The sequence below is a fragment of the Stutzerimonas stutzeri genome (genome assembly GCF_002890915.1).
In the GTDB taxonomy this organism is placed as follows: Bacteria; Pseudomonadota; Gammaproteobacteria; order Pseudomonadales; family Pseudomonadaceae; genus Stutzerimonas; species Stutzerimonas stutzeri_AF.
Genome location: NZ_POUT01000021.1, coordinates 23,228 through 46,478, shown reverse-complemented (window position 1 = coordinate 46,478; position 23,251 = coordinate 23,228). Strand labels below are relative to the sequence as shown.

Below are 23,251 nucleotides of genomic sequence, written 5' to 3'. Positions count from 1 at the left end.
CCGTAATAGTCTCGCACTGATTTTTATGCGTGCAGCGTGTGATACAGAGTAGGCGTGCAGCATGTGATACAGCCTACCCGTGCACCATGTGATACAGCTTCGGAAGATGACTTGGCTGGACGCTTACTGGCCAAATACCTCGCCTGACACCCCGCTATTCTTGGGATTCCGAGATAACACCTTCCGCCGAATTAGAGGCTGCTCAGCTCCAGCTATTTTGAAAACCATCGGAAGCGGAAACCCTTAGCCGCCCATAGGGTGAAATATGGCGCCGAACGTGCGAAAGATTTGTGGCCGATGAACACCCCAGGCCCGACGCAGTACAAGGGCTAGCGCCAAAATACTTTGCGAACGTCTACCCCTTATTGGTCGCCGGACATTCCGAAAAATGCTTTGAAACCCGCTTCAAGGTAAGCCGGGCAGTCAAAAGTCATGTTTTCCCCTGCCCTCCCCCACGCTCATTGCGCGCATAGCACCCACACCCCAGGCGGAGTAGTAGCTTCAGCCGCTATCAAATGGAAAAGCTTCAGCAGGCTTGGATCTGTCTCTTCTGTCGCGACAGTTAGCCCCAGGTTCGCGCATGGAAAATTACAAGACCAGGACCTAAATCAGGCCCTAATTGAGGGGTTGCATATCCAATCGATGGCACGCTGGGTTCAAAAGCTTCTCCCACGGTGCACTTTTGTGAACCTATCGCACAGCGGTTTAGGTGCACAAAAGTGCACCTAAAACACATTGGAGGGCCCTTTGCTCGGAGGGGTTGCACACTGAAAATCGTGTGGATGATAAGGGTCACCGATGCCCTAGAAACATCTCTAGCGCAGGTTCTATGCCGCCACTGAGTCGGAGCAAAACCAGTGACCAACACAACCCTGCCAAGCAAAAAACAGATTGCGCACCCTGGGTTTCTCAGTAGCGCCCAAGACGTGGCGAACTATGTCGCTAACTACCTCCGAGGGATTGCAGAAGAGCTCAGCGTCCACAGCTGTGAGCATGTCAAAACGCCCTGCGGAGAAACGAGACTGTCTGGATACATCATGCAACGCGACACTCGCAGCTTCACTGATTGGAACAACATAGCCAGAGAGATTTTTTTGCACCTAGGCTTTGCCGCACTGGGATCGGTACATGCAGTAGCGACTACGGCTTTAGTCAGGTCTGAAATCTGGCATCTCCTCAACCTGTCCCTACCGCCCGGAGCACTTTCTGAAAATGGGCAGATATTTTACGTCACCATGAGGGATGGTCATTTCAGGCTCAAATCAGTTGCCGATGACACTCGTGCCGTTCTGCATGTGCGTGCCGTGTATAAGCCTGCGCTCTTAGGCACTCGCTAGCCGCCCGACGATCGTGTCTAGGGGCGGCCTAGGCGCATCGAACATTTGCGTTTGGATACATATGCGGATGACCAGCAGGCGTTGAAAATACTTCTGCAGGAGCGAAACGACACTGCAGCGCCGGCAACAGCTTACAGAAGTACTTTCGGCCGGCCCAAAGTTTGCGATAGCGCCCAAAGCCACGCCTTCGTGCAACCCCGCCAGGCCTGTCCGAGACCGTATCGCTCAGATTGAAGGAAAACTCTTTCGTAGAAGTTACTTCTGCACCCACGAATTGATACTACTGTGCTTCCTGACCCAAGGGATGACCATCGCAGCGTGAAAGCCGTGTGCGAATCGACGCTTCTGTACCGACAGAAAGCAATGGCACCAGAAAAAGCTTCTGTTCTTGCCAGACCTCTAGCCGCCTCAGCTTGCAAGTGTTCGACAGGTCTCAGCTCCCGGCAACCGGGATCGCCAGCTTGGCCAACATTTAGATGGATGCAAAAACCATAGACTGAATCGCCTTGACTTACGGAGACCACCTGCCAGCTTCTGGCCAACATGCAAACCGCAGCCTCCAGCTCCGAGTTATCTCACTTTGGCAGCGATCTTTAACAGAAGCAGCCTCCCCGACGAAGTTACTTCTACGCAACGATTAGACATCAGGGGATATCCATAATGGATGGCAGCAGATTTCAAAGATGCGACGAAAGATATTCGCTGGCCATGGATTGGCCGCTACTAACGCGCCGACCACCATGCTGAATCCCACCTGCACGAGAGAAGCTCGCTCACCACCCTGATGGGCCAGAAGTAACCTCTCAACTCGTCTCCACCAAAAATCTACTTGCAGCAGCAGCCCTCATGGCCGGTCACGCTATCACCAGCTCATGAGCATCAGCCAGAAACGGCACATCTTTGCTCGTCCATACAGCAAACCGGGCACCAGCCGCTCACGAAGACTAGACCCTGTTTAGGGTACAAACTGCCACCCTACGAAGATTTCAAGCGCTCAAAATGGGATTACAAGCAATCAGCGAGCCGAGTAATTCATGGGTAAGGAACGAGTATCAGGCGCCTACATAAAGGCAAGAATAGGCATCACACGGCACCACGCGACTGAATACGCACGCAATCAGGGTATGAAACCAGCTGGAGCACAGCGATGAACACCATTTTTCTATTGATGGCTCAATATGGAGGAGCTGCCATCATCCCCCTGGAGCGGCTATGCAGGGATTACTTCAGCCACCTGACGCCGGAGAAGTTGAAGATCAAGGTTGCCACCGGCCAGATCGACCTGACTTTGGTGCCGATGGAGAGCAGTCAGAAGTCCGCAAGAGGAGTTCATCTGACCGATCTGGCCGCCTACCTGGATGCCCAGCACAGCAAGGCAAAGCTTGAGCACGATAAGCTAATGGGGCGAGGCATTCGCCGTAGTTCTTAATCCGACCCGGCCCCGATCGTGGGGCCGTCTATCACCCTCTTCAACCATGGCCAATCCTTATACGGATCCCCATTCCCCCGCAGGTGCGTGTAGCGTCGCATCGAGTTCCAATCCCGGTGACCCGACACGCTCGCAGCTTTCGGAATATCCCAACCCATCTCAAAAAGACGCGACACGCCGTCATGGCGCAGGTCGTGAAAGCGCAGATCCTGAATCTCAAGGAAGTGGCAGGCTCGTGTAAACGAGGCAGACACTGACTTGGCGTTGTAGGGAAACACCTCATCAGCTACACGCGGCATTGACTGCAGGATACTCCATGCCTCGCCCGGCACCAGGCACCACACGTCATTGCCCTGTTTCTGACCTGGATTTTTCATATCGGTGATTAGCACCCTCCGGCCTGGTTCATCCATAGCATCCCAACGAATGCGAGTGATCTCTTCCTGTCGGCGAGTCGAGAACAGCGCGAACACGATGATGCGCACCATGTCGATCTGCTGCTTTCGGCGATCACGCATTTCACAGAAGTAGTTCAGGAGCTTATCCAGCTCCTCCAAGGTCGGTCGACGAGTGCGTTCTTTGCTTTTGGTCACCGCCCCCATCTTGCGCAACACCTGACGAGCATCAGGCATCGCCATAGGGTCAATGTCATAGCCCCAGGCTGGTCGGGCAACAGCAAGCACAGCCCCGAGGTGGGCCAGATCATTGCCAACGGTTTGGGCCTGAATGCCATCCTCCTGCATTCGGCGCAACCCGTACTCGACAAGTTGCTGACTGGTGATCTGCACATCCTCTAACGCCCCCAGCCAGGTCTCCCCAATCGCTTTGAGGGTGGCTCTCTTGGTTTTCCCGAGCGGCCTGATCTTTTCGTACTCGTCGAGGTAACGCTCGATCATCTGCCTGACGGTCACGCCCTTCCTATTTGCCCTTGCTATAGCACCAGGCTCGGCCAGCTCCGTCTCTCGGCGCTTGATCCATACCTGGGCCGTAGACCTCCGGTCGAAGGTTTGGCTTTCCTGATATACTGTAACGCCCTGCTGCATGATCCGGATTTGCGCTGTATACCGCGCAGACCCGTCCTTGCGCTTGCGGGTAGTAATAGTGCCCATAAATTTTGCTACATAGTTAAATTGACTTGCTACATTGTAGCAACGCCCACCCAGAAACAAGCAAAAACGAGCAGAAACGGTAGCAAATGAGAGAAACAGATATCCTGCCAAACTATAGCCAGAGCGGCGTAAATCCTCGAAGAGCGCCAAGCAGGAGGTTTTCTGTTGCACCGATGATGGACTGGACTGACCGTCATTGTCGGTTCTTCCTGCGCCAGCTCTCCCGGCATACCCTGCTCTACAGCGAGATGGTCACCACCGGCGCGCTGCTGCATGGCGATGCCGCGCGCTTCCTGCGCCACGACGAGAGCGAGCATCCCCTGGCGCTGCAGCTGGGCGGCAGCGTGCCGGCGGAACTGGCGGCCTGCGCCAAGCTCGCCGAAACCGCCGGGTATGACGAGGTCAACCTCAACGTCGGCTGCCCCAGCGACCGGGTACAGAACAACATGATCGGTGCCTGCCTGATGGGCCACCCACAGCTGGTGGCCGACTGCGTGAAGGCCATGCGCGATGCCGTCGGTATCGAGGTCACCGTCAAGCACCGGATCGGCATCAACGGACGCGACAGCTACGCCGAGCTGTGCGACTTCGTCGGCCAGGTCCGCGACGCCGGTTGCCGCAGCTTCACCGTGCATGCGCGCATCGCCATTCTCGAGGGCCTGTCGCCGAAGCAGAACCGCGAAGTACCACCGCTGCGCTACGACGTCGCGGCGCAACTGAAGCGGGATTTCCCCGATCTGGAAATCGTCCTCAACGGTGGCATCAAGACACTCGACGAATGCCGGGAACATCTGCGGACGTTCGATGGCGTCATGCTCGGGCGCGAGGCCTACCACAACCCCTACCTGCTGGCACGGGTCGATCAGGAACTGTTCGGCAGCACGGCCGCACCGATCAGCCGCGCCCAGGCGCTGCGCAATCTGCGCCCGTACATCGAACGGCATCTGGCCGAGGGCGGCGCCCTGCACCATGTCACCCGCCACGTGCTCGGGCTGGGCCAGGGCTTCCCCGGCGCCCGGCGTTTCCGCCAGCTGCTCTCGGCGGACATCCACAAGGCGAACGATCCATTGGCCCTGCTGGAGCAGGCCATCCTGCTGCTGGAAGGGCACTGAGCGCGCGGAACGCTCGCCGGCCAACTCGATCAAAGGCCAGGCGCATCCGCGCCCATGCGCCCGTTGAGCGGGCCGATGGGCTCGGGTAAGGTCATGTCACTCACAGGATGGAGCCCGCCTTTCCATGACTTCCAAGCTGGAACAACTCAAGCAGTTCACCACCGTCGTCGCCGATACCGGCGACATCGATGCCATTGCCCGCCTGAAACCGGTGGACGCGACCACCAATCCATCGCTGCTGCTCAAGGCGGCCGCCATGCCGCGCTATGCCGACCTGCTCGGCAATGCGATGAAGCAGTGCCAGGGCGACATCGGCCTGGCCTGCGACCTGTTCGCCGTGGCGGTGGGCAAGCAGATCCTCGAACTGATCCCCGGGCGCATCTCCACCGAGGTCGACGCGCGCCTGTCGTTCGATACCCAGGCCATGATCCAGCGCGCCGAGCGCCTGGTCGGCCTCTACGAACAGGCCGGCATCGGCCGCGAGCGCATCCTGATCAAGATCGCCTCCACCTGGGAAGGCATCCGCGCGGCCGAGCAGCTGGAACGGGCCGGCATCCAGACCAACCTCACCCTGCTGTTCTCCTTCACCCAGGCGGTCGCCTGCGCCGAGGCCGGCGTATTCCTGATCTCGCCTTTCGTCGGGCGCATCTACGACTGGTACAAGAAGCACGAAGGCCGCGACTACCAGGGCAGCGAGGACCCGGGCGTGCGTTCGGTCAGCCGGATCTACGACTACTACAAGGCGCATGGCTACCAGACGGTGGTGATGGGGGCCAGCTTCCGCAATATCGGCCAGATCGAGGCGCTGGCCGGCTGCGACCGGCTGACCATCAGCCCGGAACTGCTCGGCCAGCTCGCCGAGGCCAGCGGCACGCTGCAACGCAAGCTCGAGCCGGGGCGCGAAGCCGAACCGCGCATCAGCCTGGATGAAAAGGCCTTCCGCTGGGGGCTGAACGAAGACGCCATGGCGACGGAGAAGCTTGCCGAAGGCATTCGCCAGTTCGCCCGGGATCAGGAGAAGCTCGAAGCGCTACTGGCAGATCTGGCCTGAGTTCCGGTCAGGAACGCTCCAGCGCGGTGACGAGGTCATGGAAGGCCTCGCGGTTGGACTCGTTGAGGCTCATCAGGATCCGGTGAGCCTCCAGCACCTTGGCCTTGACCACGTCTTCCGACTGATCCTGCGACGGCAGGTCGGTCAGGCATTCCGGACACGGCAGCGGCGTGTTGACGATATTGAACACCTGGTCGAACCCCATCGACTGCAGCAGGCGGGTGATGTCCGGGTGGGTGGTGACCAGCGTCGGCAACATGCCCACCTTCTGCCGCGACAGGATCGACAGCTTGGCCAGCAGGCCCAGGGTGGTGCTGTCGATGCTGCGGCTCTCGGTCAGGTCGATGACGATGGAGGAGAAGTTCAGCGACGAGAAGATTTTCTCGATTGTCGCATCCAGCGCCGAACAGAGCGTCAGACGGATCTCACCCACGAACTTCAGTACAAAGGTGCCATCCATCTCGGCGAACTGGATTCTACCAGTACTCATGCAAGGTTCCTGCTCAACACCAGCAAGGCGATATCGTCGGGCATGTCGGCCAGTTCGGCCAACCCGAAGACTCGACGTAATCCATCCAGCGTGCCGCCAGCGTCAGTGACCAGACCGGGCAACGCAGACTCTTTTTCTTTGAGTGTCTCGCCGGGCAAAAGGTCCAGAATGCCGTCGGAGAGCAAGGTCAGGCTGAAGGTCTGTGGCAGCTTCAGCTCGAAATCCTGGTAGGTCGCCTCGGCGAACAGCCCGACCGGCAACCCGCGTCCTTCCAGATAATGGGCGCTATCGCCCGTGTACAGAACCGGCATCGGCAGATGACCACCGATGCTGTAGTGCAATACGTCACGCTCCTGATCGATCACGCCGCCGAGCATGGTGACATGCTTGCCGAGCTTGCAGTTGATCAGCCCGCGGTTGATGTGATCGAGCACTTCCGACGGCTTGAACTCGCGCAGCGTACCGCCGCGACGCGACTCGTACAGCAGCCGCGTGGTCATGAATTTGAGCAGCACGGTGACGAACGCCGACGAGGCACCGTGGCCGGAAACGTCGGCGAGGTAGAAACCGATACGCCGTTCGTCCACCCGGAAGTAATCGACGAAATCACCGGACAGGTAAAGCGACGGAATGATCTGGTGGGCGAAATCGAAACCGTCGGCGCTCCAGGGCGTCACCGGCAGCATGTTCATCTGCACCTGGCGACCGGCGTCCTGGTCCTCCTGCAGCAGGTGCAGGCTGGCCTGCAGGTCGCGGTTGGCGGTTTCCAGCTGCTCGCGATAGCGCCGGTTCTCCAGCCGCAGGCGGGAGCGATCCAGCGCGCGACGCACCGAATGCTCGAGCATCGCCAGATCCTCCAGCGGCTTGATCAGGTAATCGGCGGCGCCCAGGCGCAGCGCTTCCACGGCGTCACTCATCACCCCGGCACCGGAAACCACGATCACCGGCAGGTCGAGCTGGCGCTCGCTGATCTGGCGAATCAGTTCGAGCCCGTCCATCTGCGGCATGCGCAGATCGCAGATCACCAGGTCGGGCTGCTCGGACTCGAAGAGTTCCATACCCTGTGGACCATTGGCGGCCTGCAGGACACGAAAGCCGCTGTCATCCAGATAGGCGGCCAGGCTGGCCCGAACCACATCGTCGTCATCTATGATCAGCAGCGTCGCGCTTGGTTTGTGCATGTTCCTACCAGGCGGTGTCGCCAGGATGATTGGCGAAAGCATTGGCCCCGCGCGGACGCCGGGCATGGGTTCGTTTCAAGGCGCAGACGGTACTCCCATACGATCGGGGTTTCAAGCCGACCGGCCGGCACGTTGCAGGCCGGATTGATGAGAACTATAAGAACCTCGGCAACCATATATAAAAGGACTAAAAAACATGAGTCAGAACGACCGGGACTACAGCGAAAAGCGCGATTTCATCCGCATGCACATCGAAACGGCCGTGACCCTGGAAATCGACGGCACCAGCCTGGAGGGAACCTGCATCGACCTGTCCAGCACCGGCATGCAGGTCGTCGCCCGGACGGCGCTGCAGACGGGCGAACGGCTGCGGGTGCTGATTCCTTCCGAGCACAGCGCGCTCAAGGGGCTGGATGCACAGACCGAGGTGGTGCGCGTCAGCCAGCTGGACGACGGCCGGCAAAGCCTGGGGCTGGCGATATTGGCGATGGCCTGAGGATGATGTCGGGCTTCGGCGCCTCGCGCCTCAGGCTGCGCGCCCCGCCCCAACCTGCACGCCGCAACCCAGGCGATGCATCTCGACCCGCGTAGGTTGGGTTGAGCGGAAGCGAAGCCCAACATGCGAGCTATCAGGCGCCACAATCATTCGTTGCCCCAGGCTGATTGACCAACCGCTATAGCGCCAGACCTTCCCCGCTCAGAAGTCGTCTTCGACCTGGCCGTCCAGGGTACGGAACTCGCGGTTCTGCAGGTAGGCGTTACGCACGAAGATGTACTTGTCGCCGGTGATCATCTTCTCGGCCGACAACAGCCCGGCACGCGTGTCGACCACGTCCACCGCCCGCGTCACGTTGCGGGTCGGCACGTGATCCATGTAGGGATAGGGCTCGAGGAAGGCGTCCGGCACCCGGCCGAAGGCATCGCGCACAGAGCTCGGGCCGAGCAGCGGCAACACGACATAGGGCCCGCTACCCAGGCCCCAGGCCCCCAGGGTCTGGCCGAAATCCTCGTCGTTCTTCTGCAGCCCCATGCGGCTCGCCACGTCGAAGAAGCCCAGCAGGCCGAAGGTGGTGTTGAACAGGATGCGGCTGGTGTCGATGCCGGCATCGCGGACCTTGCCCTGCAACAGGTCGTTGGTCAGCACCACCACGTCACCGAGGTTGCCGAACACGTTGCCGATGCCATCCTCGAGGAAATCCGGCGTCACCTTCTGGTAACCCTTGGCCAACGGCTTGAGGGTATAGGTGTCGACCGTGTCGTTGAAGCGGAACACCGCGCGGTTCACACCTTCCCATGGGTCCTCTTCGGCGGCCTGCGAGAAAGTCGAACCCAACACGGCGGCGGCAGCGACCAGGCTGGCCCTGAGCACGACGAACCAGTCCGTAGCGATATTAGGCATAGCAACTCTCCCTTTTGAATATGTGTGCGACGCGCCAACGCAGACCGCGCAGTATAGAGCCATTTTCATTTTCGGCAGTCGCGGATACGAAACACATCGTTGCAGAATCCTGCGGATAAACCCTGTCGCCCTGCCGCTCTAAAGGAACAGACAAGCCCCGCACCGCTGGTTTACCCTTTGCTCATCGAGGTCCATATCCATGTTGTCCAGAGAGGGAAGCAATATGCCGGAACATGATCTGCAGTCGCAGCTCGAAGAACTGCGTAATCAACTGGCCCAGGACACTCCGCTGACCGATGAGGAGCGCGCTTCGCTGCAGGCGATCGCCCAGGACATCGAAGCCCGCCTGGCGACCCGGGGCACGACCGAGTACAACGATTCGCTGGTGGATGGCGTCAACCTGGCGGTGGAGCGCTTCGAAGTCAGCCATCCGAGCATGGCCCTGACCCTGCGCAACATCATGCAAACCCTGGCGAACATGGGAATCTGAGCCGTCGGAATGAAGAGACCGCGGGGTGGTAGCAAAAATCCCGGCCCCGCGGCAAACCACTCGCCAGCTACTGGCGCACCAGCCGCCGGTTGTCCACCGACAGCGCCTCGGTGCTGCGGTAGGGATTGATATCCAGCCCGCCACGCCGCACATAGCGCGCATAGACCGTGAGCTTTTCCGGCCGCAGCAGGCGCTGCAGGTCGAGGAAGATGCGCTCCACGCACTGCTCGTGGAAATCGGCGTGCTGGCGGAAGCTCACCAGATACGCCAGCAGGCTCTCCGGCTGCAGCGCCGCGCCACGGTATTCCACCACCACACTGCCCCAATCGGGTTGGCCGGTGGCCGGGCAGTTGGACTTGAGCAGGTGGCTGTGCAGGCAGTCCTCGACCTGGCGCGCCGGATCGCAGCGCAGCAGCTCGGCACGCGGCTGGTCGTAATGCTCGATGGCGATCTCCAGCTCGTCGATGCAGCGCCCCGGCAGCGCCGCGACACCCTCGGCACCGACCGCATCCAGCGTGCGCAGGCGAACCGCCACCGGCTTGCCCGCCGCCGCAGAGAGGTCACGGCTCACCACCTCCAGCAGCGCTTCGCGCGACGCGAACACCGACTGGTTCAGCGAGTTGAGGTAGAGCTTGAACGACTTGGATTCGATGATGTTCGGCGAGTCGGCCGGAATCTCGAATTCGCCGATCGCCACCACCGGCTTGCCCGAGGGCAGCAGCCAGGACAGCTCGTAGCAGTTCCAGATATCCACACCGCGATACGGCAGCGTCTCGGCACTCAGGCCCAGTTCGGCCCACTTCGGCGCGCGCGGGATCGGGAACAGCAGGTCGGGGCTGTAGGTAGCGACGTAAGCGCTGGACTTGCCCAGCGGAGAATGTTCGGCGGGATGCTGCATCTGGAGAGAACCTGGAACGAAAACGCCGTGAAGTTTAACGCTTCGCGGCGTCTTTTTCAGCTTGCGACGCGATTACTGGCGCATCCCCCTGCCGCTCACGAGCAGGCGCACGGAAACCAGATAAAGCAACGCCACCGCGACCAGCATGAAGCTGATGGCCACGCCGATGCGGATGTCCGACACGCCGAGAATGCCGTAGCGGAAGGCGTTGACCATGTGCAGCACCGGGTTGGCCAGCGACAGCGTCTGCCAGAACGGCGACAGCAGGTGGATCGAGTAGAACACCCCGCCCAGGTAGGTCAGCGGCGTCAGCACGAAGGTCGGAATGATCGAGATGTCGTCGAAATTGCGCGCGAACACCGCGTTGATGAAGCCGCCGAGGGCGAAGATGCTCGCCGTCAGGGTGATGACCAGCACCGTGACGCCCAGGTGGTGCACCTGCAGATCGGTGAAGAACATCGACAGCAGCGTCACGATCACCGCGACCGCCAGGCCGCGGGTGATGCCGCCCAGGGCGAAGCCGACGACGATCACGTGCGGCGACACCGGCGAGACCAGCAGTTCCTCGATGGAACGCTGGAACTTGGTGCTGAAGAAGCTCGACACCACGTTGCTGTAGGAGTTGGTGATCACCGACATCATGATCAGCCCGGGCACGATGTAGTCCATGTAGCTGAAGCCGTCCATCTCGCCGATACGCGCGCCGATCAGGCTGCCGAAAATGACGAAGTACAGCACCATGGTGATCGCCGGTGGCAGCAGCGTCTGCGGCCAGATACGGGTATAGCGGCGGATCTCGCGGTGGACGATGGTCTGCAGCGCGACCAGGTTGGGGCGCAGTTCGGCACTCATGGCGTCACCTTCAGGTTGTTTTCCACCAGCGACACGAACAGTTCCTCCAGCCGATTGGTCTTGTTGCGCAGGCTCAGCACCTCGATACCCTGGGCGGCCAGCAGGCGGAACAGCTCGGTGACGCCCTGGCTCTTCTCGACCTGCACCTCGAGGGTGTGATGATCGATCAGCCGCGACGGGTAGTTGCCCAGCTCCGGCGCCACCAGCTGCGATTCCTTCAGGTCGAGCAGGAAGGTTTCCACGTGCAGCTGCTTGAGCAGCTCGCGCATGCTGGTGTTCTTGACGATCTGGCCGTGGTCGATGATGCCGATGTTGCGGCACAGCTGCTCGGCCTCTTCCAGATAGTGGGTGGTGAGGATGATGGTGATGCCTTCGCGGTTGAGCTCGGTGAGGAACGACCACATCGAGCGGCGCAGCTCGATGTCCACGCCCGCCGTCGGCTCGTCGAGAATCAGCAGGCGCGGCTGGTGGATCAGCGCGCGGGCGATCATCAGGCGGCGCTTCATCCCGCCGGAGAGCATGCGCGAGGACACGTCGCGCTTGTCCCACAGGCCCAGCTGGTTGAGGTAGCGCTCGGCGCGCTCCTTGGCGACCTTCGCCGGGATGCCGTAGTAGCCGGCCTGGGTCACCAGGATGTCGAAGGCCTTCTCGAACTGGTTGAAGTTGAATTCCTGCGGCACCACGCCCAGGCAGCGCTTGAGGCCGGAGGGGTCGCGGTCCAGGTCGTGGCCGAATACGTTGACCGTGCCGCCGCTCTTGTTCACCAGGGTGGAGAGGATGCCGATGGTGGTGGACTTGCCGGCGCCATTGGGGCCGAGCAAGGCGAAGAAGTCGCCTTCGGCGACATCCAGATCGATGCCCTTGAGGGCCTGGAAGCCGTTGCCGTAGGTCTTGGTCAACTGCCGAATGGACAGAGCAGTACTCATAAGAAGGTGCACACAACGCAAGGGGAGTGAAGCTAGATAAGGGCGCGTATCGCCAATTGCAACCGTCGATCAGGGCGCATCCTGGATACCGCTCGCCTTCAGCGCGACGCTTGCCGGCCCGACCAGCGGCACGACGATCAGCCCGGCGCGCTGGCCGAGCGCGGCTTCGGCCATGGGAAAGAGGATGCGCGCCTGCGGCTCCTCGACGATCCAACGGGTCCCGTCGCCCTCCTCGGCCAGTACGCTGCCAAGTGGCAATGGCGCGAAGTTCTCGATATCGGCCGGCAGGCACAGGCGAAACTGCGGGGTGCGCTTGACGATCTCGCGGGCGACGCGCAGCACGTGCAAAGGCGCTGCGGCCAGCGCCGGCAGTTCCCGCCCCTCGATCATGGCGACCAGGGCCTGCTGGAGCCGCACCAGCGCCCCGCCCGGCTCCTCCGCCAACTCGACAGTGAACGCCTCGGCATCGTGCCGCGTGGCACTCAGCGCGCTGAAGGTGCTGGTCGGCTGGCGCTGCAGCAGCACACCGTCCACGGCCGCCGCATGCAGGCGCGCCAGTGCCTCGGGTGTGGCCTGCTCGCGTTCCCGCCAGGGGCAGATCGCGAACTGCTTCAGCCGCGATGGGCGCATGGCCGAATGCAGGTCATAGTGCCGGCGCTGCCGTCCGCCCGGTTCGAAGAAGCCCGCGACCAGCGCCTCCAGCTCCGCCGCACGCAGCGCCTCGCATCCCCAGACGTCGCCATGGGCGCCGAGGAACAGGCGGTTGAGATCCAGGTCGACCTGCCGCGCCGTGCGCCGCATCGCCGCCGGGTTGGCGAAGACCAGCAACAGGCGCGCATGCGGCTGCACCTCGCCACGGGCGATCGCCCGGATCAGGTGGTCCAGCACATGGATGGGGATCAGCTCGTTGCCGTGAACCCCTGCCGAGAGCAGCAGGTCGAGGCCCTGGTCCTGGCTGGCCGGCGGCGACACCAGCAGTGCGCCCTCGGCCAGCCAGCGCAGCTTCACCCCCTGCGGGGTGAGCTGGATTTTCTCACAGGGCTCGCGCCCGGCGAGGGTCAGCTCCAGCAGCTTGCCGAGGGCGAGCATGCCGGCTTGCCGTCAGTGGTTGCAGTCCGGGCCGTGGACGTGCTCGTCGTCATCGGCCTCGACCGGCTCCATCTCCAGTTGCAGGCTGACCAGGTTGGTCGCCAGCGGACGCAGCACCAGGTTGGCGTATTCGGTGTCGCCGTCCTCGACGTCCACGCCGATCATCAGCTGGCCGTTGCCGACCTGCTGAATCCACACCTCGCGGCCCTGCCAGACCACCGCAAAGCGGGTGCAGGAGGTTTCCAGTTGGGTTCCGTCGACATCTTCCAGAACCAGTTGCAGGCTATCGCTCATTTCGAATGCTCTCGCTTGATGGGGCGCACGGCGCCAGCGACGCCGCGCGCAAGGGATTGATCAGGCCTGGACCAGGGTGGCGATGGCGCGCTCGAAACGCTCCAGGCCCTCATCGATATCGGCCTCGTCGATCACCAGGCTCGGCGCCAGGCGCACCACGTCCGGACCGGCCTGCAGCACCATCAGCGCCTCCTTCTCGGCGGCGGCGCAGAAGGCGCCGGCCTTGCCCTTCCAGGCGTCGGTCAGCACGCAGCCGATCAGCAGGCCACGGCCGCGGATCTGGCTGAACACGCCGTAGCGCTCGCCGATCTGCAGCAGCCGGGTCTTGAAGCGCTCATGCCGTGCCTTGACGCCCTCCAGCACCTCGGGCGTGTTGACGATATCCACCACCGTCTCGGCCACGGCACAGGCCAGCGGGTTGCCGCCGTAGGTGGTGCCGTGGGTACCGACGCTCAGGTGCGCGGCGATCCCGTTGGTGGTCAGCATCGCGCCGATGGGGAAGCCGCCGCCAAGGCTCTTGGCGTTGGTCAGGATGTCCGGCTCCACGCCGTAGTGCATGTAGGCGAACAGCTCGCCGGTGCGGCCCATGCCGGTCTGCACCTCGTCGAAGATCAGCAGCGCGTTGTGCTCGTTGCAGAGCTGGCGCGCGCCTTCCAGGTAGGCCTGCTCGCCCGGCAGGATGCCGCTCTCGCCCTGGATCGGCTCCAGCACCACGGCGCAGGTCTTGTCGGAAATCGCCGCCTTCAGCGCCTCGAGATCGTTGTAGGGCACATGGCTGATGCCCTCGATCTTCGGCCCGAAGCCGTCGGAATATTTCGACTGCCCGCCCACCGTGACGGTGAACAGGGTGCGGCCATGGAAGCTGTTGAGTGCCGAGATGATCTCGAATTTCTGCGGGCCATACACATCATGGGCGTAACGACGGGCCAGCTTGAACGCCGCCTCGTTGGCCTCGGCACCGGAGTTGCAGAAGAACGCGCGGTCGGCGAAGGTCGCCGCCACCAGCTTCTTGGCCAGGCGCAACGCCGGCTCGTTGGTATAGATGTTGGAGATGTGCCAGAGCTTGCCGGCCTGCTCGGTCAGCGCCGCCACCAGCGCCGGATGTGCATGGCCCAGTGCATTGACCGCGATGCCGCCGGCGAAGTCCACCAGTTCTCGACCGCTCTGATCCCAGACTCGCGAACCCAGGCCGCGCACCGGCACGAAGGCGGCGGGGGCGAAGGTGGGAACAATGACCTGGTCGAAATCGGCGCGTTCTACCGGGGTATGCGGGGCGGACATCGGGACTCTCCTGCGATGCGACACTGATGGGAAATGAAAACGCCCCGCCATCGGCGGGGCGTCACTCGCGCAGTGTAAACGCAGGGCCGGCCCTCGTGCGCACTCGTGGAGAAATTCTCTTGCGCGCCCGGCCGGACGGATCAGCCGAAGTGCTGCTGGTCCAGCGCGATGGCCTGGTCCAGCGTCTCCAACAGTGCCTTGCGCACTTTCAGCTTGGTGTTCTTGTGCGCCACCATGTTGATCTTCTTCAGTTGCTCGGCTGCCGCCTTGGCCACCGCCAGCAGCTCGCCGGCCGGCACCAGCTTGTCGAGGAAGCCGGCGTCCACGGCCGCAGCCGGGTCGAACATCTCGCCATTGATCACCGAACGCTGGAACGCCGCCTTGCCCAGCCGATCACGCGCCAGCTCGATGCCGGCGTGGTGCATGGTCATACCGATCTGCACCTCGTTGAGCCCGATATGGAACGGCCCCTCGGTGCCGATGCGGTAGTCGGCCGACAGCAGCAGGAAGGCGCCCTTGGCGATGGCATGCCCCGGGCAGGCGACGATGATCGGGAACGGGTGCGCCAGCATGCGGCGGGAGAAGGTCGAGCCGGTGGCGACCAGCGCCATGGCGTTTTGCGGGCCGGAGGTCATGACCTTGAGATCGTAGCCACCGGAAAGGATTCCCGGCTGCCCGGTGAGGATCACCACCGCACGGTCCTGCTCGGCGCGATCCAGCGCGGCATTGAGCGCCTCGAAAACCGCGGGAGACAGCGCGTTGACCTTGCCATTGCACAGCGTCAGCGTGGCGATGCCGTCTTCGAATTGGTAGGAGACCAGCTCACTCATGACGAGATTCCTTGTTATTGAAGTGAGCAGACGTTACCCAGCCCCCCGGCCCAGGTAAAGCGCGATGACTGACCAGCCGGTCACCGCGAGCCCGCACGCCGCCGTTCGAAGGTCACTGGATTTCCAGCTCGAACTCGGCCAGCGCCCGCGGATGCAGTATGCCCTGCAGTTCCGGATCGGCGACGTGCAGCCCATATGCCCCGTCCGGCAGCCCGCTGGAAATCCGGTAGGGCACGCCCAGGCTATCCGTGCAGACTCGCGCGAGGTCCAGGTAGCGCGGTGTACAGCGCTGCTTGTGCGCATCGCGCAGCACCGCCACGCGTGGCCGCAGTTGCAGGTGCTCGTGTTTCTCCACCACCACGGCGACTTCGCCGGTGTGCAATTGCACCAGCGTGCCCACCGGAAACGCACCGAGCCAGCGGATGAACTCCCGGACCAGTGCCTCATCGAACTGCCGGCCGCTGGCGTCGCGCAGGATGTCGAAAGCCGCCTGCACCGGTCTGGCACGGTCATAGGCACGATGGCTGGTGATCGCATCGAAGGCATCGACGATGGTGATGAGGCGGGTCATGTAGGGAATCTGCTCGGCCACCAGCCCAAGCGGGTAGCCGGTGCCATCGAGCCGCTCGTGATGGCCGTAGGCAGCCTGCAATGCCGCCTGCGGAATGCCCGGCCCCGAGCGCAACGCATCGAAACCGAACTCCGGGTGGCGCTTGATCAACTCGAACTCCTCGGCGGTGAGCTTGCCGGGCTTGTTGAGGACCAGCGGATCGATGCGCATCTTGCCGACATCGTGCAACAGGCCCGCCATGCCCAGCACTTCCAGATCGTCGTCCGCCAGCCCCAGATGATTGCCGAACCCCATCGCCATGATCGACACGGACAGGCAGTGCAAGCCGGTGTAGAGATCCTGGCGCTTCAGCCGGATCAGCCAGAGCATCGCACTTTCATTACGCAACAGGCTCTGCAGATTGCGCCTGACCGCCGCATGGCAGGCACGCGTATCGATCGCCCGCCCGTGCTGCACTTGCTCCAGTACCTGTTCGATCAGGCGGGAGCCGTCGTGATAGGCCGCCTTCGCTTCCTCGACTTCCGCCGACAACGCCCCCTGGCCCCGTTGCCTGCGCTCGGCGGCCGGCACGGCTCCGGCGCACGAACCGCGAGCCGGCTGCGACAGGCGCACCCAGCGGGTTTCATCGATGTACACGTAATCGCAACAGGCACGCACGGCCTGCAGCTCATCGAAGCGCAGCAGTGGAAAACCCTGGAAGGCGAAACCCGTTTCCGCCCACGGTCGATCGAGCTCGCAGATGAACATGCCCAGCTCCAGGTTGCCGACATTCACTCGTCGGCGACCGGGCACCCGTACGGCATCCATTTCGTTGTCTGGGCTGTCCATCCGTCTCATGGGTGAGGTTGCGCTCCGTGTCCTTCGGCGCCCACGTTACTCCAGGCAGCAGCACGGGCGACAATGTCGATCCACTGGAACGTGGAACCTGTCACTTGCCACGGGCGTTTTTCTTAAGCACATGAATAAGCTAAAAAAGTTTTTGCCAAAGGCAATCCGTTCGATTACATTAGCGCGCCTCGACGGACTTGAACCTCCGTCGATCCGGTGAGGTGTCCGAGCGGTTGAAGGAGCACGCCTGGAAAGTGTGTATACGAGAAATCGTATCAAGGGTTCGAATCCCTTCCTCACCGCCAGATTCGATTCAAGCAAGCCCCTGGTTTCCCGGCGAAACCAGGGGCTTTTGCTTTTCCGGCACCCGCGCGACCACGCCTGTCGCGCCCAGTGCGGCTACTTGGCAAAAAGCTGGCCGATATCCTTGAAGGCCTTGAACTCCAGGGCATTGCCGCAGGGATCGAAGAGAAACATGGTGGCCTGCTCGCCAACCTGGCCCTTGAAGCGAACATAGGGCTCGATCACGAACGAAGTGCCCAGGGCCTTCAGGCGCTGGGCCAGGGCCTCCCATTGCTCCCATGGCAACACGATACCGAAGTGCGGTACCGGCACGTCGTGCCCGTCCACCGGGTTGCTGTGCGCCTGCTCCTGCGAAGCGGTTCTGGGGTGCTGGTGGATGACCAGTTGATGGCCGTAGAAATCGAAGTCGACCCACTGGTCGCTGGAGCGTCCCTCCGCCAGGCCAAAGGTCTCGCCGTAGAATTCACGCGCGGCCGGAAGATCGTAGACGGGAATCGCAAGGTGGAAAGGAGAAAGGCTCATCCGAGGCTCCGAGGTCATTGTTGGTTGGAGGTGTAGTCGCGCACACGCAGGCATCGGTCGGACCGGTTCGCCCACCCACCATCCTACGGCTCGCCAAGCACTACAAAAATCAATATATTTTTCTTCGATACACAAACAGAATCTATCGATGATCCGCGAACTCAAGACACTCATCGCCGTTGCGCGCGAAGGCACCTTCGCCGCCGCGGGCGCCAGGATCGGCCTGACCCAGGCTGCGGTCAGCGCACAGATGCAGAGGCTCGAGGCGCAGCTCGGCTTCGAACTGTTCGAACGCCGGGGCCGCAAGGCATACCTGAATCCGATGGGACAGCAGACCCTGCTGCAAGCGCAGGAACTGGTCCGCCTGTACGACAATCTCGGCTCCGCGAGTGCGGAGCATGTGCAGATGGCGCGGGTGAACATCGGGGCGATCGCCTCCATCCAGCGCGCCCTGCTCCCCGATGCCCTGACGCGGTTCCACCGGCAAAGCCCCGGCTGCCGGACGCGGGTGCTGCCCGGCCTGTCGATGGAACTGCTCAACCTGGTGGATGCCGGCGAGATCGATATCGCGGCAATCATCCGCCCGCCGTTCGAGCTGCAGAGCGACCTGCGATGGACCAGCCTGACGCGGGAGCCCTATCGGCTGCTCGTTCCCGAGGCGCTGGCGGGGAACGACTGGCGCGAACTGCTCGCCTCGCAGCCCTTCATCCGCTATGACCGGTCGTCCTTCGGCGGTCGCCAGGTGGACCGTTTCCTGCGGCAGATGCACTTCACCCTGGAAGAGGTCAGCGAACTGGACGAACTGGAGGCCATCGTCAAACTGGTCGGCAATGGCCTGGGCGTTGCCCTGGTGCCGGAAACCGCCTCCGGCAGGCGTTGGCCGAGCTCGGTGCGGGCCATCGACCTCGTCGAACATACGTTCCACCGCGACGTAGGCCTGGTGCACCGTGCCCGGCAAAACCTGAGCGAACCGGCCCGCCTGCTCGCACGACTGATCGTCGAGCAGGCCGCCATGGACGGGCACGACGAAGCCGTGCCCCACTGACCGAGCCTCTAGCCGCGCGGCTTCTGGGCGCCCGCGGCTTCCTTGCGTTTCTTCAGGATGGCCAAGGCGGCCTGCCGCTCCTCTTCGCGCGCCCCGAAGATTCCATCGTCCTTCACGATCTTTATCAGTTCCGCATTTCGCTTGGCTTCATACCGCAATTGCAGTTGTTCCCTTTGCTGGTTCTTTCTGAAGCCGGCTTTTAGTTTTTCCACGTATACGGAGATGCACTTCATAAATAACCTCCCATGCTAGATCCGTCTGCCCAGGCCATCTGATTGCAAATACGGTGTGTGTCTTATTGCTTCCCCTTGGAAAACTACAGGTTCATTTATCCAGCCACGGCGAAGTTCCGATCGGCGATACCTTAACTTCGCCCCTGTGTCTCTATTGCAATAAAGCGATCGCCGTCATGCCGGATAAATGCTGCGCGGGAAAGCCATTTCTTCACCACCGCCCACGCTGATTTCACGCGGCGGCGTCGACAGAACTATACTAGATATGACTAGTCAAAACATGGCTAGTAGCCATCTTTTGACCTTCATGGGGAGGGGAGTCAGATGCAAGTATCTGATTTTTCGGGGCTTTCCTATGAGTCAGAATGCCACCAAAACCCTCGGCAAGCGGATCAAGTCGCTTCGACTAGCCAAGGAATGGACGCAGGCGGACCTGGCCGAGGCTCTAGGGTGCGAGCCCATGACCATCAGCCGCTACGAGCGCGGCAGCTATGCGCCCGGGCTCGAGGCGCTGGAGGAAATGGCCCGTGCCCTGGAGTGCTCGATGGAATCCTTCTTCGTCACCGTAGCGCCGGCATCCCTGCCCTCGGAACCCAGCGGCCAGGAGCTGCGGCACAGCCTTTGCGATATCGCCTACCAGACCGACGACCTGGATACGCTGAAGGAAATCGTCGCCTCGGCCAAAAAGATTCTGGCCCGTCATAAGAAATCTTCTCGCTGAGCAAGAAATCCAGCTTACCATTCGCCTTACCGAAAGCAGGCAATAACGTATTACTTCGACATCGGTTCGCTTATTGAATGAATCGCCAATTACGCCCGCCCCATTCAACTCACGGCATTGCAAAACCAAGCCAGAATTACCCTCAAAGTGTACGGGCTTAGTTACTGATCGCGCGTATTGAATTCGATCCAGAAACCTGCGCGACAGTTATCCCGAACAATTAACACGGCCGCACGTCGGCACCTCATTGTTCAGCCAGATCCCCCGGAGCAAACTGGCCGTTCAAGGGAATACCCGGAACCCGGCTACCCCTATGAATGATCGATACGACCTGCAGCGTTTCGTCGACGCCCAACGCCCGGTGTACGAGCGGGCGCTGGGCGAGCTGCGCGACGGCCACAAGCGTACGCACTGGATGTGGTTTATATTTCCCCAGCTGAGCGGCCTCGGACACAGTGCCATGGCAAGCCGCTACGCCATTTCGGGCGAGGCCGAAGCGCTCGCCTACCTGCAACACCCCCTGCTCGGCCCGCGCCTGGAAGCCTGTACCCGCGCCATGCTGGAACATCGCGGGCAAAGCGCGCAGCGGATTCTCGGCACGCCGGACGATCTGAAATTCCATTCCTGCCTGACGCTGTTCGCCCGCGTCGCACCGCCGCCGGCACCGTTCGACGAAGCGCTGCAGGCATTCTTCGAGGGCCGGCCGGACCCGGCGAGCCTTGCCCTCCTCGGCGGCTGAGCCTCGAAGACAACCGCACGAATGCGGCGCAACCCGAGCGACCTGCGATCAAGGCTGGTCGGCTGCTCCGCCCATCGGGCCGCCAGTCGCCGCACCGCCACTGCTGCTTCCCGCAGCGGCGCCGTTACCGTCATCTGTTCCGATTCCACCCGGCGAAACGCCGCTGCCGGGGCTGACGTTTCCATTGGCACCACCCGGCATGACCGGTACCGGATCGGCGCCGGGACCGCTGGTCGGCTGCCGCACGTCATCGCCACCCGGTCGCGACGTACCTGCCGGCGGGTTGGCGGTACCCGGTGCGCGGGGCCGCGGAGGAACTGCATCGCTCGGCACGCCACCGCGATCGATCCCTTCGGCATCCGCCGGCGGCCCATTCGGCTCACGGATACGGTTGATATCCCTGCCGATCTGCTGGCGATTCTCTTCCATCTCGGCGCCCATCCGGTCTCGCTCCTGCTGCAGGGTCATCTCATCTTCCTGCGCCAGGGCACCAGCCGACGCGCCTGCAAGCAGCAGGTAAAGCGCTAGTTCGTGCTTGCTCATCTCGCTCTCCGTACAAGGGCTTACCCAATGAAGACAACGAAATGAGCCCTACGGCTGCGATACCCCACGCCTGCGCTGGTGTGGAACTTGCTTGGTCAATTGCCCATGGGCGAGCGTCCGGTGCCTCTCGCGCCGGAGCAGGGCTGAAAAGAACTGAGCCAGCATGTCGCCCGACCATTTCGGCCACGCCACAATTCGCGGCACAGAAGAAGAAAAGGCCACGCCATGTTCAAGCAGAAGAAGTTGCGGCAGGCAACACTGATCGTCATCGCCACGGCGGTGATTCTGATCCTGCCCAATCTGTCCCGTATATTCAGCTGAGCGCCGCACCCCGGCGGCGCTGCGAGGAAAGCCTCATGCGCATGCCCGTCCTCATCGCACTGCTCGCCTCGAGTTTCGGCGCCATGGCAGGCGACATCGACCAGAACGCGGCGCTGCAAGCGCTCCAGCAACCCGGCAGCGTGCTGATCGACGTGCGAAGCGCGGAAGAATTCGCGGCGGGGGCCCTGCCAGGGGCCAACCGCATCGACCCCGAACAGCTGGCGCAACGCATCGGCAGCCTGGTACCGGACAAAGACACACCGGTGGTGGTTTACTGCCGCAGCGGCCGACGCTCTTCGGCGGCACAGGATCTCTTGCAGGAGCTTGGTTATCGCCAGGTCATCAACGCCGGCGGCTACGAACAGCTCGACTCGGCGCTGCGCCAGAACTGACCAGCCCGGCCACCCCGACGCGCCGGGCCGGCGCCCTCCTCCTTCGTCTCGGGAACTTCTGGACGGTGAGGACCACTGAAAAACGTGGTCTTCGCCGCTCACGCGCACCCTTGCCGGAGGATTAGATGAACTGGGACGCCCTGCTCAACGAAACATTCTGGATCAACATGGCGATCGTGGTGGGCATCACCCTCGTCAGCTACCTGGTCCTGCGCACCATTCTGGGCATCGTCACCAGGCGCCTGAACACACTCGCCTCGCGTTCCAAGACCCCATTTCTCGGCATCGCCGCCGAACTGCTCGCGCGCACCAGCCGCCTGCTGATCCTGGCCTTCTCGCTGCTCATCGCTCTCAAGGCGGTGGAGTTGCCGGAGCGCTGGGAATCGACGATGTCCCATGGCTGGTTCATCGCCCTGGCATTCCAGATCGCCCTGTGGATGGACACCGGCGTGCGCCTGTGGATGGAAAGCCTGACCCGCGACGGCAAGGCACGCAATCCGGTCACCACCACCATCATCGGCATCATGATCCGCATCGTCGTCTGGACCATGATGCTGCTGTCGATCCTGGCCAACCTGGGCGTGGACATCACCGCCATGGTCGCCAGCCTCGGCGTCGGCGGTATCGCCATCGCCCTGGCGGTGCAGACGCTGCTCAGCGACGTCTTCGCCTCGCTGTCCATTGGCGTCGACAAGCCCTTCGAGATCGGCGACTTCGTGGTCTTCGGCGAGGTCGCCGGCACCATCGAGCACATCGGCCTGAAGACCACCCGCATCCGCGCCCTCAGCGGTGAGCAGATCGTCATCTCCAACGCCGACCTGCTGCGGCAGATCGTGCACAACTACAAGCGCATGAACACCCGGCGGATCGTCTTCAAGTTCGGCATCACCTACAACACGCCGAGCGAGAAGGTGAAGGACGTGGCGGCGCTGGTGAAGCGGATCATCGACGGCATCGAGATCGCCAAGTTCGACCGCGCGCATTTCCTCGGCTTCGACGACAGCCAGCTGACCTTCGAGGTCGTCTACATCATGCAGGTCTCGGACTACAACCGCTACATGGACACCCAGCAGGAGATCAACCTCGCCCTGCTGGACGGCATCCGCGGCATGGGCGTGCAGTTCGCCTTCCCGACCCGCAGCGTCGAGTTCATCGGCGGCAGGCTCCCGGAGGTCACCGTGGCCGGGCTTCCCCGCGAGGAGTCCGCGCCCACTCAGGATGCGCCGTCCTCCCAGCCGCCGCAGGATGCCCAACCGACGGCATGA

Annotated in this window: 25 protein-coding genes and 1 tRNA gene; 11 read left to right on the top strand and 15 right to left on the bottom strand. The window is 62.2% G+C overall.

What is annotated here, in order from left to right; genetic code table 11:
• The first annotated feature begins 2,484 nt into the window (after positions 1-2,484).
• Positions 2,485-2,766 carry a pyocin activator PrtN family protein gene (locus tag CXK94_RS21650; RefSeq protein WP_102895822.1) on the top strand — a complete coding sequence of 94 codons (282 nt, stop codon included), beginning with the start codon at positions 2,485-2,487 and terminating at the stop codon, positions 2,764-2,766.
• On the opposite strand, the gene CXK94_RS21645 is transcribed toward CXK94_RS21650, so the two are convergent.
• A complete protein-coding gene (locus CXK94_RS21645) occupies positions 2,763-3,875 on the bottom strand; it encodes a site-specific integrase (RefSeq protein ID WP_049324674.1) in 1,113 nt (370 codons plus the stop codon). The genes CXK94_RS21650 and CXK94_RS21645 overlap by 4 nt on opposite strands.
• A 176-nt stretch (positions 3,876-4,051) precedes the next feature.
• Between CXK94_RS21645 and dusA the strand changes: the two genes are divergently transcribed.
• Positions 4,052-4,987 carry a tRNA dihydrouridine(20/20a) synthase DusA gene (gene dusA, locus CXK94_RS21640; RefSeq protein ID WP_258005985.1) on the top strand — a complete coding sequence of 312 codons (936 nt, stop codon included), beginning with the start codon at positions 4,052-4,054 and terminating at the stop codon, positions 4,985-4,987.
• A 124-nt stretch (positions 4,988-5,111) separates the two neighbouring features.
• Positions 5,112-6,038: a transaldolase gene (gene tal / locus CXK94_RS21635; RefSeq protein WP_037039170.1), complete on the top strand. Its 927-nt coding sequence runs from the start codon at positions 5,112-5,114 to the stop codon at positions 6,036-6,038.
• Positions 6,039-6,045: 7 nt separating this feature from the next.
• Here tal and rssC read toward each other — a convergent pair whose 3' ends face one another.
• Both rssC and rssB read right to left on the bottom strand, forming a co-directional pair.
• The gene (gene rssC / locus CXK94_RS21630) at positions 6,046-6,528 is read right to left on the bottom strand and encodes an anti-sigma factor antagonist RssC (RefSeq protein WP_037039172.1); all 483 of its coding nucleotides are present in this window, start codon (positions 6,526-6,528) and stop codon (positions 6,046-6,048) included.
• Positions 6,525-7,709, bottom strand: a complete 1,185-nt coding sequence (rssB, locus tag CXK94_RS21625; protein ID WP_037039175.1) for a two-component system response regulator RssB — start codon at positions 7,707-7,709, stop codon at positions 6,525-6,527. Before rssB ends, rssC begins: the two co-directional genes overlap by 4 nt.
• A gap of 196 nt (positions 7,710-7,905) precedes the next feature.
• On the opposite strand from rssB, the gene CXK94_RS21620 reads away from it, so the two are divergent.
• Positions 7,906-8,205 (top strand): PilZ domain-containing protein, encoded by a 300-nt coding sequence (locus CXK94_RS21620; protein WP_037039178.1) that lies wholly within the window; start codon positions 7,906-7,908, stop codon positions 8,203-8,205.
• A gap of 201 nt (positions 8,206-8,406) precedes the next feature.
• Here CXK94_RS21620 and CXK94_RS21615 read toward each other — a convergent pair whose 3' ends face one another.
• Positions 8,407-9,108, bottom strand: coding sequence for an MlaA family lipoprotein (locus tag CXK94_RS21615; RefSeq protein ID WP_037039182.1), 702 nt, complete (start codon positions 9,106-9,108; stop codon positions 8,407-8,409).
• Between the two features lie 223 nt (positions 9,109-9,331).
• Here CXK94_RS21615 and CXK94_RS21610 point away from each other — a divergent pair, with 223 nt between their 5' ends.
• Positions 9,332-9,598, top strand: a complete 267-nt coding sequence (locus CXK94_RS21610; protein WP_037039184.1) for a DUF4404 family protein — start codon at positions 9,332-9,334, stop codon at positions 9,596-9,598.
• Positions 9,599-9,665: 67 nt separating this feature from the next.
• Here the strand turns inward: CXK94_RS21610 and queF are convergent, their stop codons facing one another.
• From queF to CXK94_RS21570, 8 genes are all read right to left on the bottom strand, one after another.
• Complete coding sequence (gene queF / locus CXK94_RS21605) at positions 9,666-10,496, bottom strand: NADPH-dependent 7-cyano-7-deazaguanine reductase QueF (protein WP_102895821.1); 831 nt, start codon at positions 10,494-10,496, stop codon at positions 9,666-9,668.
• A gap of 72 nt (positions 10,497-10,568) precedes the next feature.
• The gene (locus tag CXK94_RS21600) at positions 10,569-11,348 is read right to left on the bottom strand and encodes an ABC transporter permease (RefSeq protein ID WP_037039190.1); all 780 of its coding nucleotides are present in this window, start codon (positions 11,346-11,348) and stop codon (positions 10,569-10,571) included.
• Positions 11,345-12,274 carry an ABC transporter ATP-binding protein gene (locus CXK94_RS21595; protein ID WP_037039192.1) on the bottom strand — a complete coding sequence of 310 codons (930 nt, stop codon included), beginning with the start codon at positions 12,272-12,274 and terminating at the stop codon, positions 11,345-11,347. The genes CXK94_RS21600 and CXK94_RS21595 overlap by 4 nt, the downstream gene beginning before the upstream one ends.
• Positions 12,275-12,343: 69 nt before the next feature.
• Positions 12,344-13,363, bottom strand: a complete 1,020-nt coding sequence (locus CXK94_RS21590; RefSeq protein WP_037039194.1) for a succinylglutamate desuccinylase — start codon at positions 13,361-13,363, stop codon at positions 12,344-12,346.
• Between the two features lie 12 nt (positions 13,364-13,375).
• Positions 13,376-13,657 carry a hypothetical protein gene (locus CXK94_RS21585; protein WP_011912811.1) on the bottom strand — a complete coding sequence of 94 codons (282 nt, stop codon included), beginning with the start codon at positions 13,655-13,657 and terminating at the stop codon, positions 13,376-13,378.
• 60 nt (positions 13,658-13,717) lie between these two features.
• On the bottom strand, positions 13,718-14,938 hold the full coding sequence (locus CXK94_RS21580) for an aspartate aminotransferase family protein (RefSeq protein ID WP_037039201.1): 1,221 nt from the start codon (positions 14,936-14,938) through the stop codon (positions 13,718-13,720).
• A gap of 140 nt (positions 14,939-15,078) precedes the next feature.
• Entirely contained in the window at positions 15,079-15,768 is a 690-nt protein-coding gene (locus tag CXK94_RS21575) for a crotonase/enoyl-CoA hydratase family protein (protein ID WP_102895820.1), read from the bottom strand.
• Between the two features lie 112 nt (positions 15,769-15,880).
• Positions 15,881-17,176, bottom strand: coding sequence for an HD-GYP domain-containing protein (locus tag CXK94_RS21570; protein WP_102895819.1), 1,296 nt, complete (start codon positions 17,174-17,176; stop codon positions 15,881-15,883).
• Between the two features lie 206 nt (positions 17,177-17,382).
• On the opposite strand from CXK94_RS21570, the gene CXK94_RS21565 reads away from it, so the two are divergent.
• Positions 17,383-17,472: transfer RNA gene (locus CXK94_RS21565), tRNA-Ser, on the top strand.
• A gap of 94 nt (positions 17,473-17,566) precedes the next feature.
• Here CXK94_RS21565 and CXK94_RS21560 read toward each other — a convergent pair.
• On the bottom strand, positions 17,567-17,992 hold the full coding sequence (locus tag CXK94_RS21560) for a VOC family protein (protein WP_037039205.1): 426 nt from the start codon (positions 17,990-17,992) through the stop codon (positions 17,567-17,569).
• A 148-nt stretch (positions 17,993-18,140) separates the two neighbouring features.
• On the opposite strand from CXK94_RS21560, the gene CXK94_RS21555 reads away from it, so the two are divergent.
• Positions 18,141-19,037, top strand: coding sequence for a LysR family transcriptional regulator (locus CXK94_RS21555; protein ID WP_102895818.1), 897 nt, complete (start codon positions 18,141-18,143; stop codon positions 19,035-19,037).
• An 8-nt stretch (positions 19,038-19,045) separates the two neighbouring features.
• On the opposite strand, the gene CXK94_RS21550 is transcribed toward CXK94_RS21555, so the two are convergent.
• Positions 19,046-19,270 carry a hypothetical protein gene (locus CXK94_RS21550; protein WP_037039210.1) on the bottom strand — a complete coding sequence of 75 codons (225 nt, stop codon included), beginning with the start codon at positions 19,268-19,270 and terminating at the stop codon, positions 19,046-19,048.
• A gap of 355 nt (positions 19,271-19,625) precedes the next feature.
• Between CXK94_RS21550 and CXK94_RS21545 the strand changes: the two genes are divergently transcribed.
• Positions 19,626-19,991: a helix-turn-helix transcriptional regulator gene (locus tag CXK94_RS21545; RefSeq protein ID WP_037039213.1), complete on the top strand. Its 366-nt coding sequence runs from the start codon at positions 19,626-19,628 to the stop codon at positions 19,989-19,991.
• A 313-nt stretch (positions 19,992-20,304) separates the two neighbouring features.
• Positions 20,305-20,730 carry a DUF1810 domain-containing protein gene (locus CXK94_RS21540; RefSeq protein WP_102895817.1) on the top strand — a complete coding sequence of 142 codons (426 nt, stop codon included), beginning with the start codon at positions 20,305-20,307 and terminating at the stop codon, positions 20,728-20,730.
• Between the two features lie 48 nt (positions 20,731-20,778).
• Here the strand turns inward: CXK94_RS21540 and CXK94_RS21535 are convergent, their stop codons facing one another.
• A complete protein-coding gene (locus CXK94_RS21535; RefSeq protein WP_102895816.1) occupies positions 20,779-21,273 on the bottom strand; it encodes a hypothetical protein in 495 nt (164 codons plus the stop codon).
• Positions 21,274-21,629: 356 nt separating this feature from the next.
• On the opposite strand from CXK94_RS21535, the gene CXK94_RS21530 reads away from it, so the two are divergent.
• Both CXK94_RS21530 and CXK94_RS21525 read left to right on the top strand, forming a co-directional pair.
• Positions 21,630-21,986 carry a rhodanese-like domain-containing protein gene (locus CXK94_RS21530; protein WP_037039220.1) on the top strand — a complete coding sequence of 119 codons (357 nt, stop codon included), beginning with the start codon at positions 21,630-21,632 and terminating at the stop codon, positions 21,984-21,986.
• Positions 21,987-22,111: 125 nt separating this feature from the next.
• Positions 22,112-23,251 carry a mechanosensitive ion channel family protein gene (locus CXK94_RS21525; protein WP_102895815.1) on the top strand — a complete coding sequence of 380 codons (1,140 nt, stop codon included), beginning with the start codon at positions 22,112-22,114 and terminating at the stop codon, positions 23,249-23,251.

Excerpts from the sequence above, each read along its gene's own strand:
- CXK94_RS21650 (WP_102895822.1), top strand. The coding sequence starts at position 2,485 with ATGAACACCATTTTTCTATTGATGGCTCAATATGGAGGAGCTGCCATC.
- CXK94_RS21645 (WP_049324674.1), bottom strand. The coding sequence starts at position 3,875 with ATGGGCACTATTACTACCCGCAAGCGCAAGGACGGGTCTGCGCGGTAT.
- dusA (WP_258005985.1), top strand. The coding sequence starts at position 4,052 with ATGGACTGGACTGACCGTCATTGTCGGTTCTTCCTGCGCCAGCTCTCC.
- tal (WP_037039170.1), top strand. The coding sequence starts at position 5,112 with ATGACTTCCAAGCTGGAACAACTCAAGCAGTTCACCACCGTCGTCGCC.
- rssC (WP_037039172.1), bottom strand. The coding sequence starts at position 6,528 with ATGAGTACTGGTAGAATCCAGTTCGCCGAGATGGATGGCACCTTTGTA.
- rssB (WP_037039175.1), bottom strand. The coding sequence starts at position 7,709 with ATGCACAAACCAAGCGCGACGCTGCTGATCATAGATGACGACGATGTG.
- CXK94_RS21620 (WP_037039178.1), top strand. The coding sequence starts at position 7,906 with ATGAGTCAGAACGACCGGGACTACAGCGAAAAGCGCGATTTCATCCGC.
- CXK94_RS21615 (WP_037039182.1), bottom strand. The coding sequence starts at position 9,108 with ATGCCTAATATCGCTACGGACTGGTTCGTCGTGCTCAGGGCCAGCCTG.
- CXK94_RS21610 (WP_037039184.1), top strand. The coding sequence starts at position 9,332 with ATGCCGGAACATGATCTGCAGTCGCAGCTCGAAGAACTGCGTAATCAA.
- queF (WP_102895821.1), bottom strand. The coding sequence starts at position 10,496 with ATGCAGCATCCCGCCGAACATTCTCCGCTGGGCAAGTCCAGCGCTTAC.
- CXK94_RS21600 (WP_037039190.1), bottom strand. The coding sequence starts at position 11,348 with ATGAGTGCCGAACTGCGCCCCAACCTGGTCGCGCTGCAGACCATCGTC.
- CXK94_RS21595 (WP_037039192.1), bottom strand. The coding sequence starts at position 12,274 with ATGAGTACTGCTCTGTCCATTCGGCAGTTGACCAAGACCTACGGCAAC.
- CXK94_RS21590 (WP_037039194.1), bottom strand. The coding sequence starts at position 13,363 with ATGCTCGCCCTCGGCAAGCTGCTGGAGCTGACCCTCGCCGGGCGCGAG.
- CXK94_RS21585 (WP_011912811.1), bottom strand. The coding sequence starts at position 13,657 with ATGAGCGATAGCCTGCAACTGGTTCTGGAAGATGTCGACGGAACCCAA.
- CXK94_RS21580 (WP_037039201.1), bottom strand. The coding sequence starts at position 14,938 with ATGTCCGCCCCGCATACCCCGGTAGAACGCGCCGATTTCGACCAGGTC.
- CXK94_RS21575 (WP_102895820.1), bottom strand. The coding sequence starts at position 15,768 with ATGAGTGAGCTGGTCTCCTACCAATTCGAAGACGGCATCGCCACGCTG.
- CXK94_RS21570 (WP_102895819.1), bottom strand. The coding sequence starts at position 17,176 with ATGAGACGGATGGACAGCCCAGACAACGAAATGGATGCCGTACGGGTG.
- CXK94_RS21560 (WP_037039205.1), bottom strand. The coding sequence starts at position 17,992 with ATGAGCCTTTCTCCTTTCCACCTTGCGATTCCCGTCTACGATCTTCCG.
- CXK94_RS21555 (WP_102895818.1), top strand. The coding sequence starts at position 18,141 with ATGATCCGCGAACTCAAGACACTCATCGCCGTTGCGCGCGAAGGCACC.
- CXK94_RS21550 (WP_037039210.1), bottom strand. The coding sequence starts at position 19,270 with ATGAAGTGCATCTCCGTATACGTGGAAAAACTAAAAGCCGGCTTCAGA.
- CXK94_RS21545 (WP_037039213.1), top strand. The coding sequence starts at position 19,626 with ATGAGTCAGAATGCCACCAAAACCCTCGGCAAGCGGATCAAGTCGCTT.
- CXK94_RS21540 (WP_102895817.1), top strand. The coding sequence starts at position 20,305 with ATGAATGATCGATACGACCTGCAGCGTTTCGTCGACGCCCAACGCCCG.
- CXK94_RS21535 (WP_102895816.1), bottom strand. The coding sequence starts at position 21,273 with ATGAGCAAGCACGAACTAGCGCTTTACCTGCTGCTTGCAGGCGCGTCG.
- CXK94_RS21530 (WP_037039220.1), top strand. The coding sequence starts at position 21,630 with ATGCGCATGCCCGTCCTCATCGCACTGCTCGCCTCGAGTTTCGGCGCC.
- CXK94_RS21525 (WP_102895815.1), top strand. The coding sequence starts at position 22,112 with ATGAACTGGGACGCCCTGCTCAACGAAACATTCTGGATCAACATGGCG.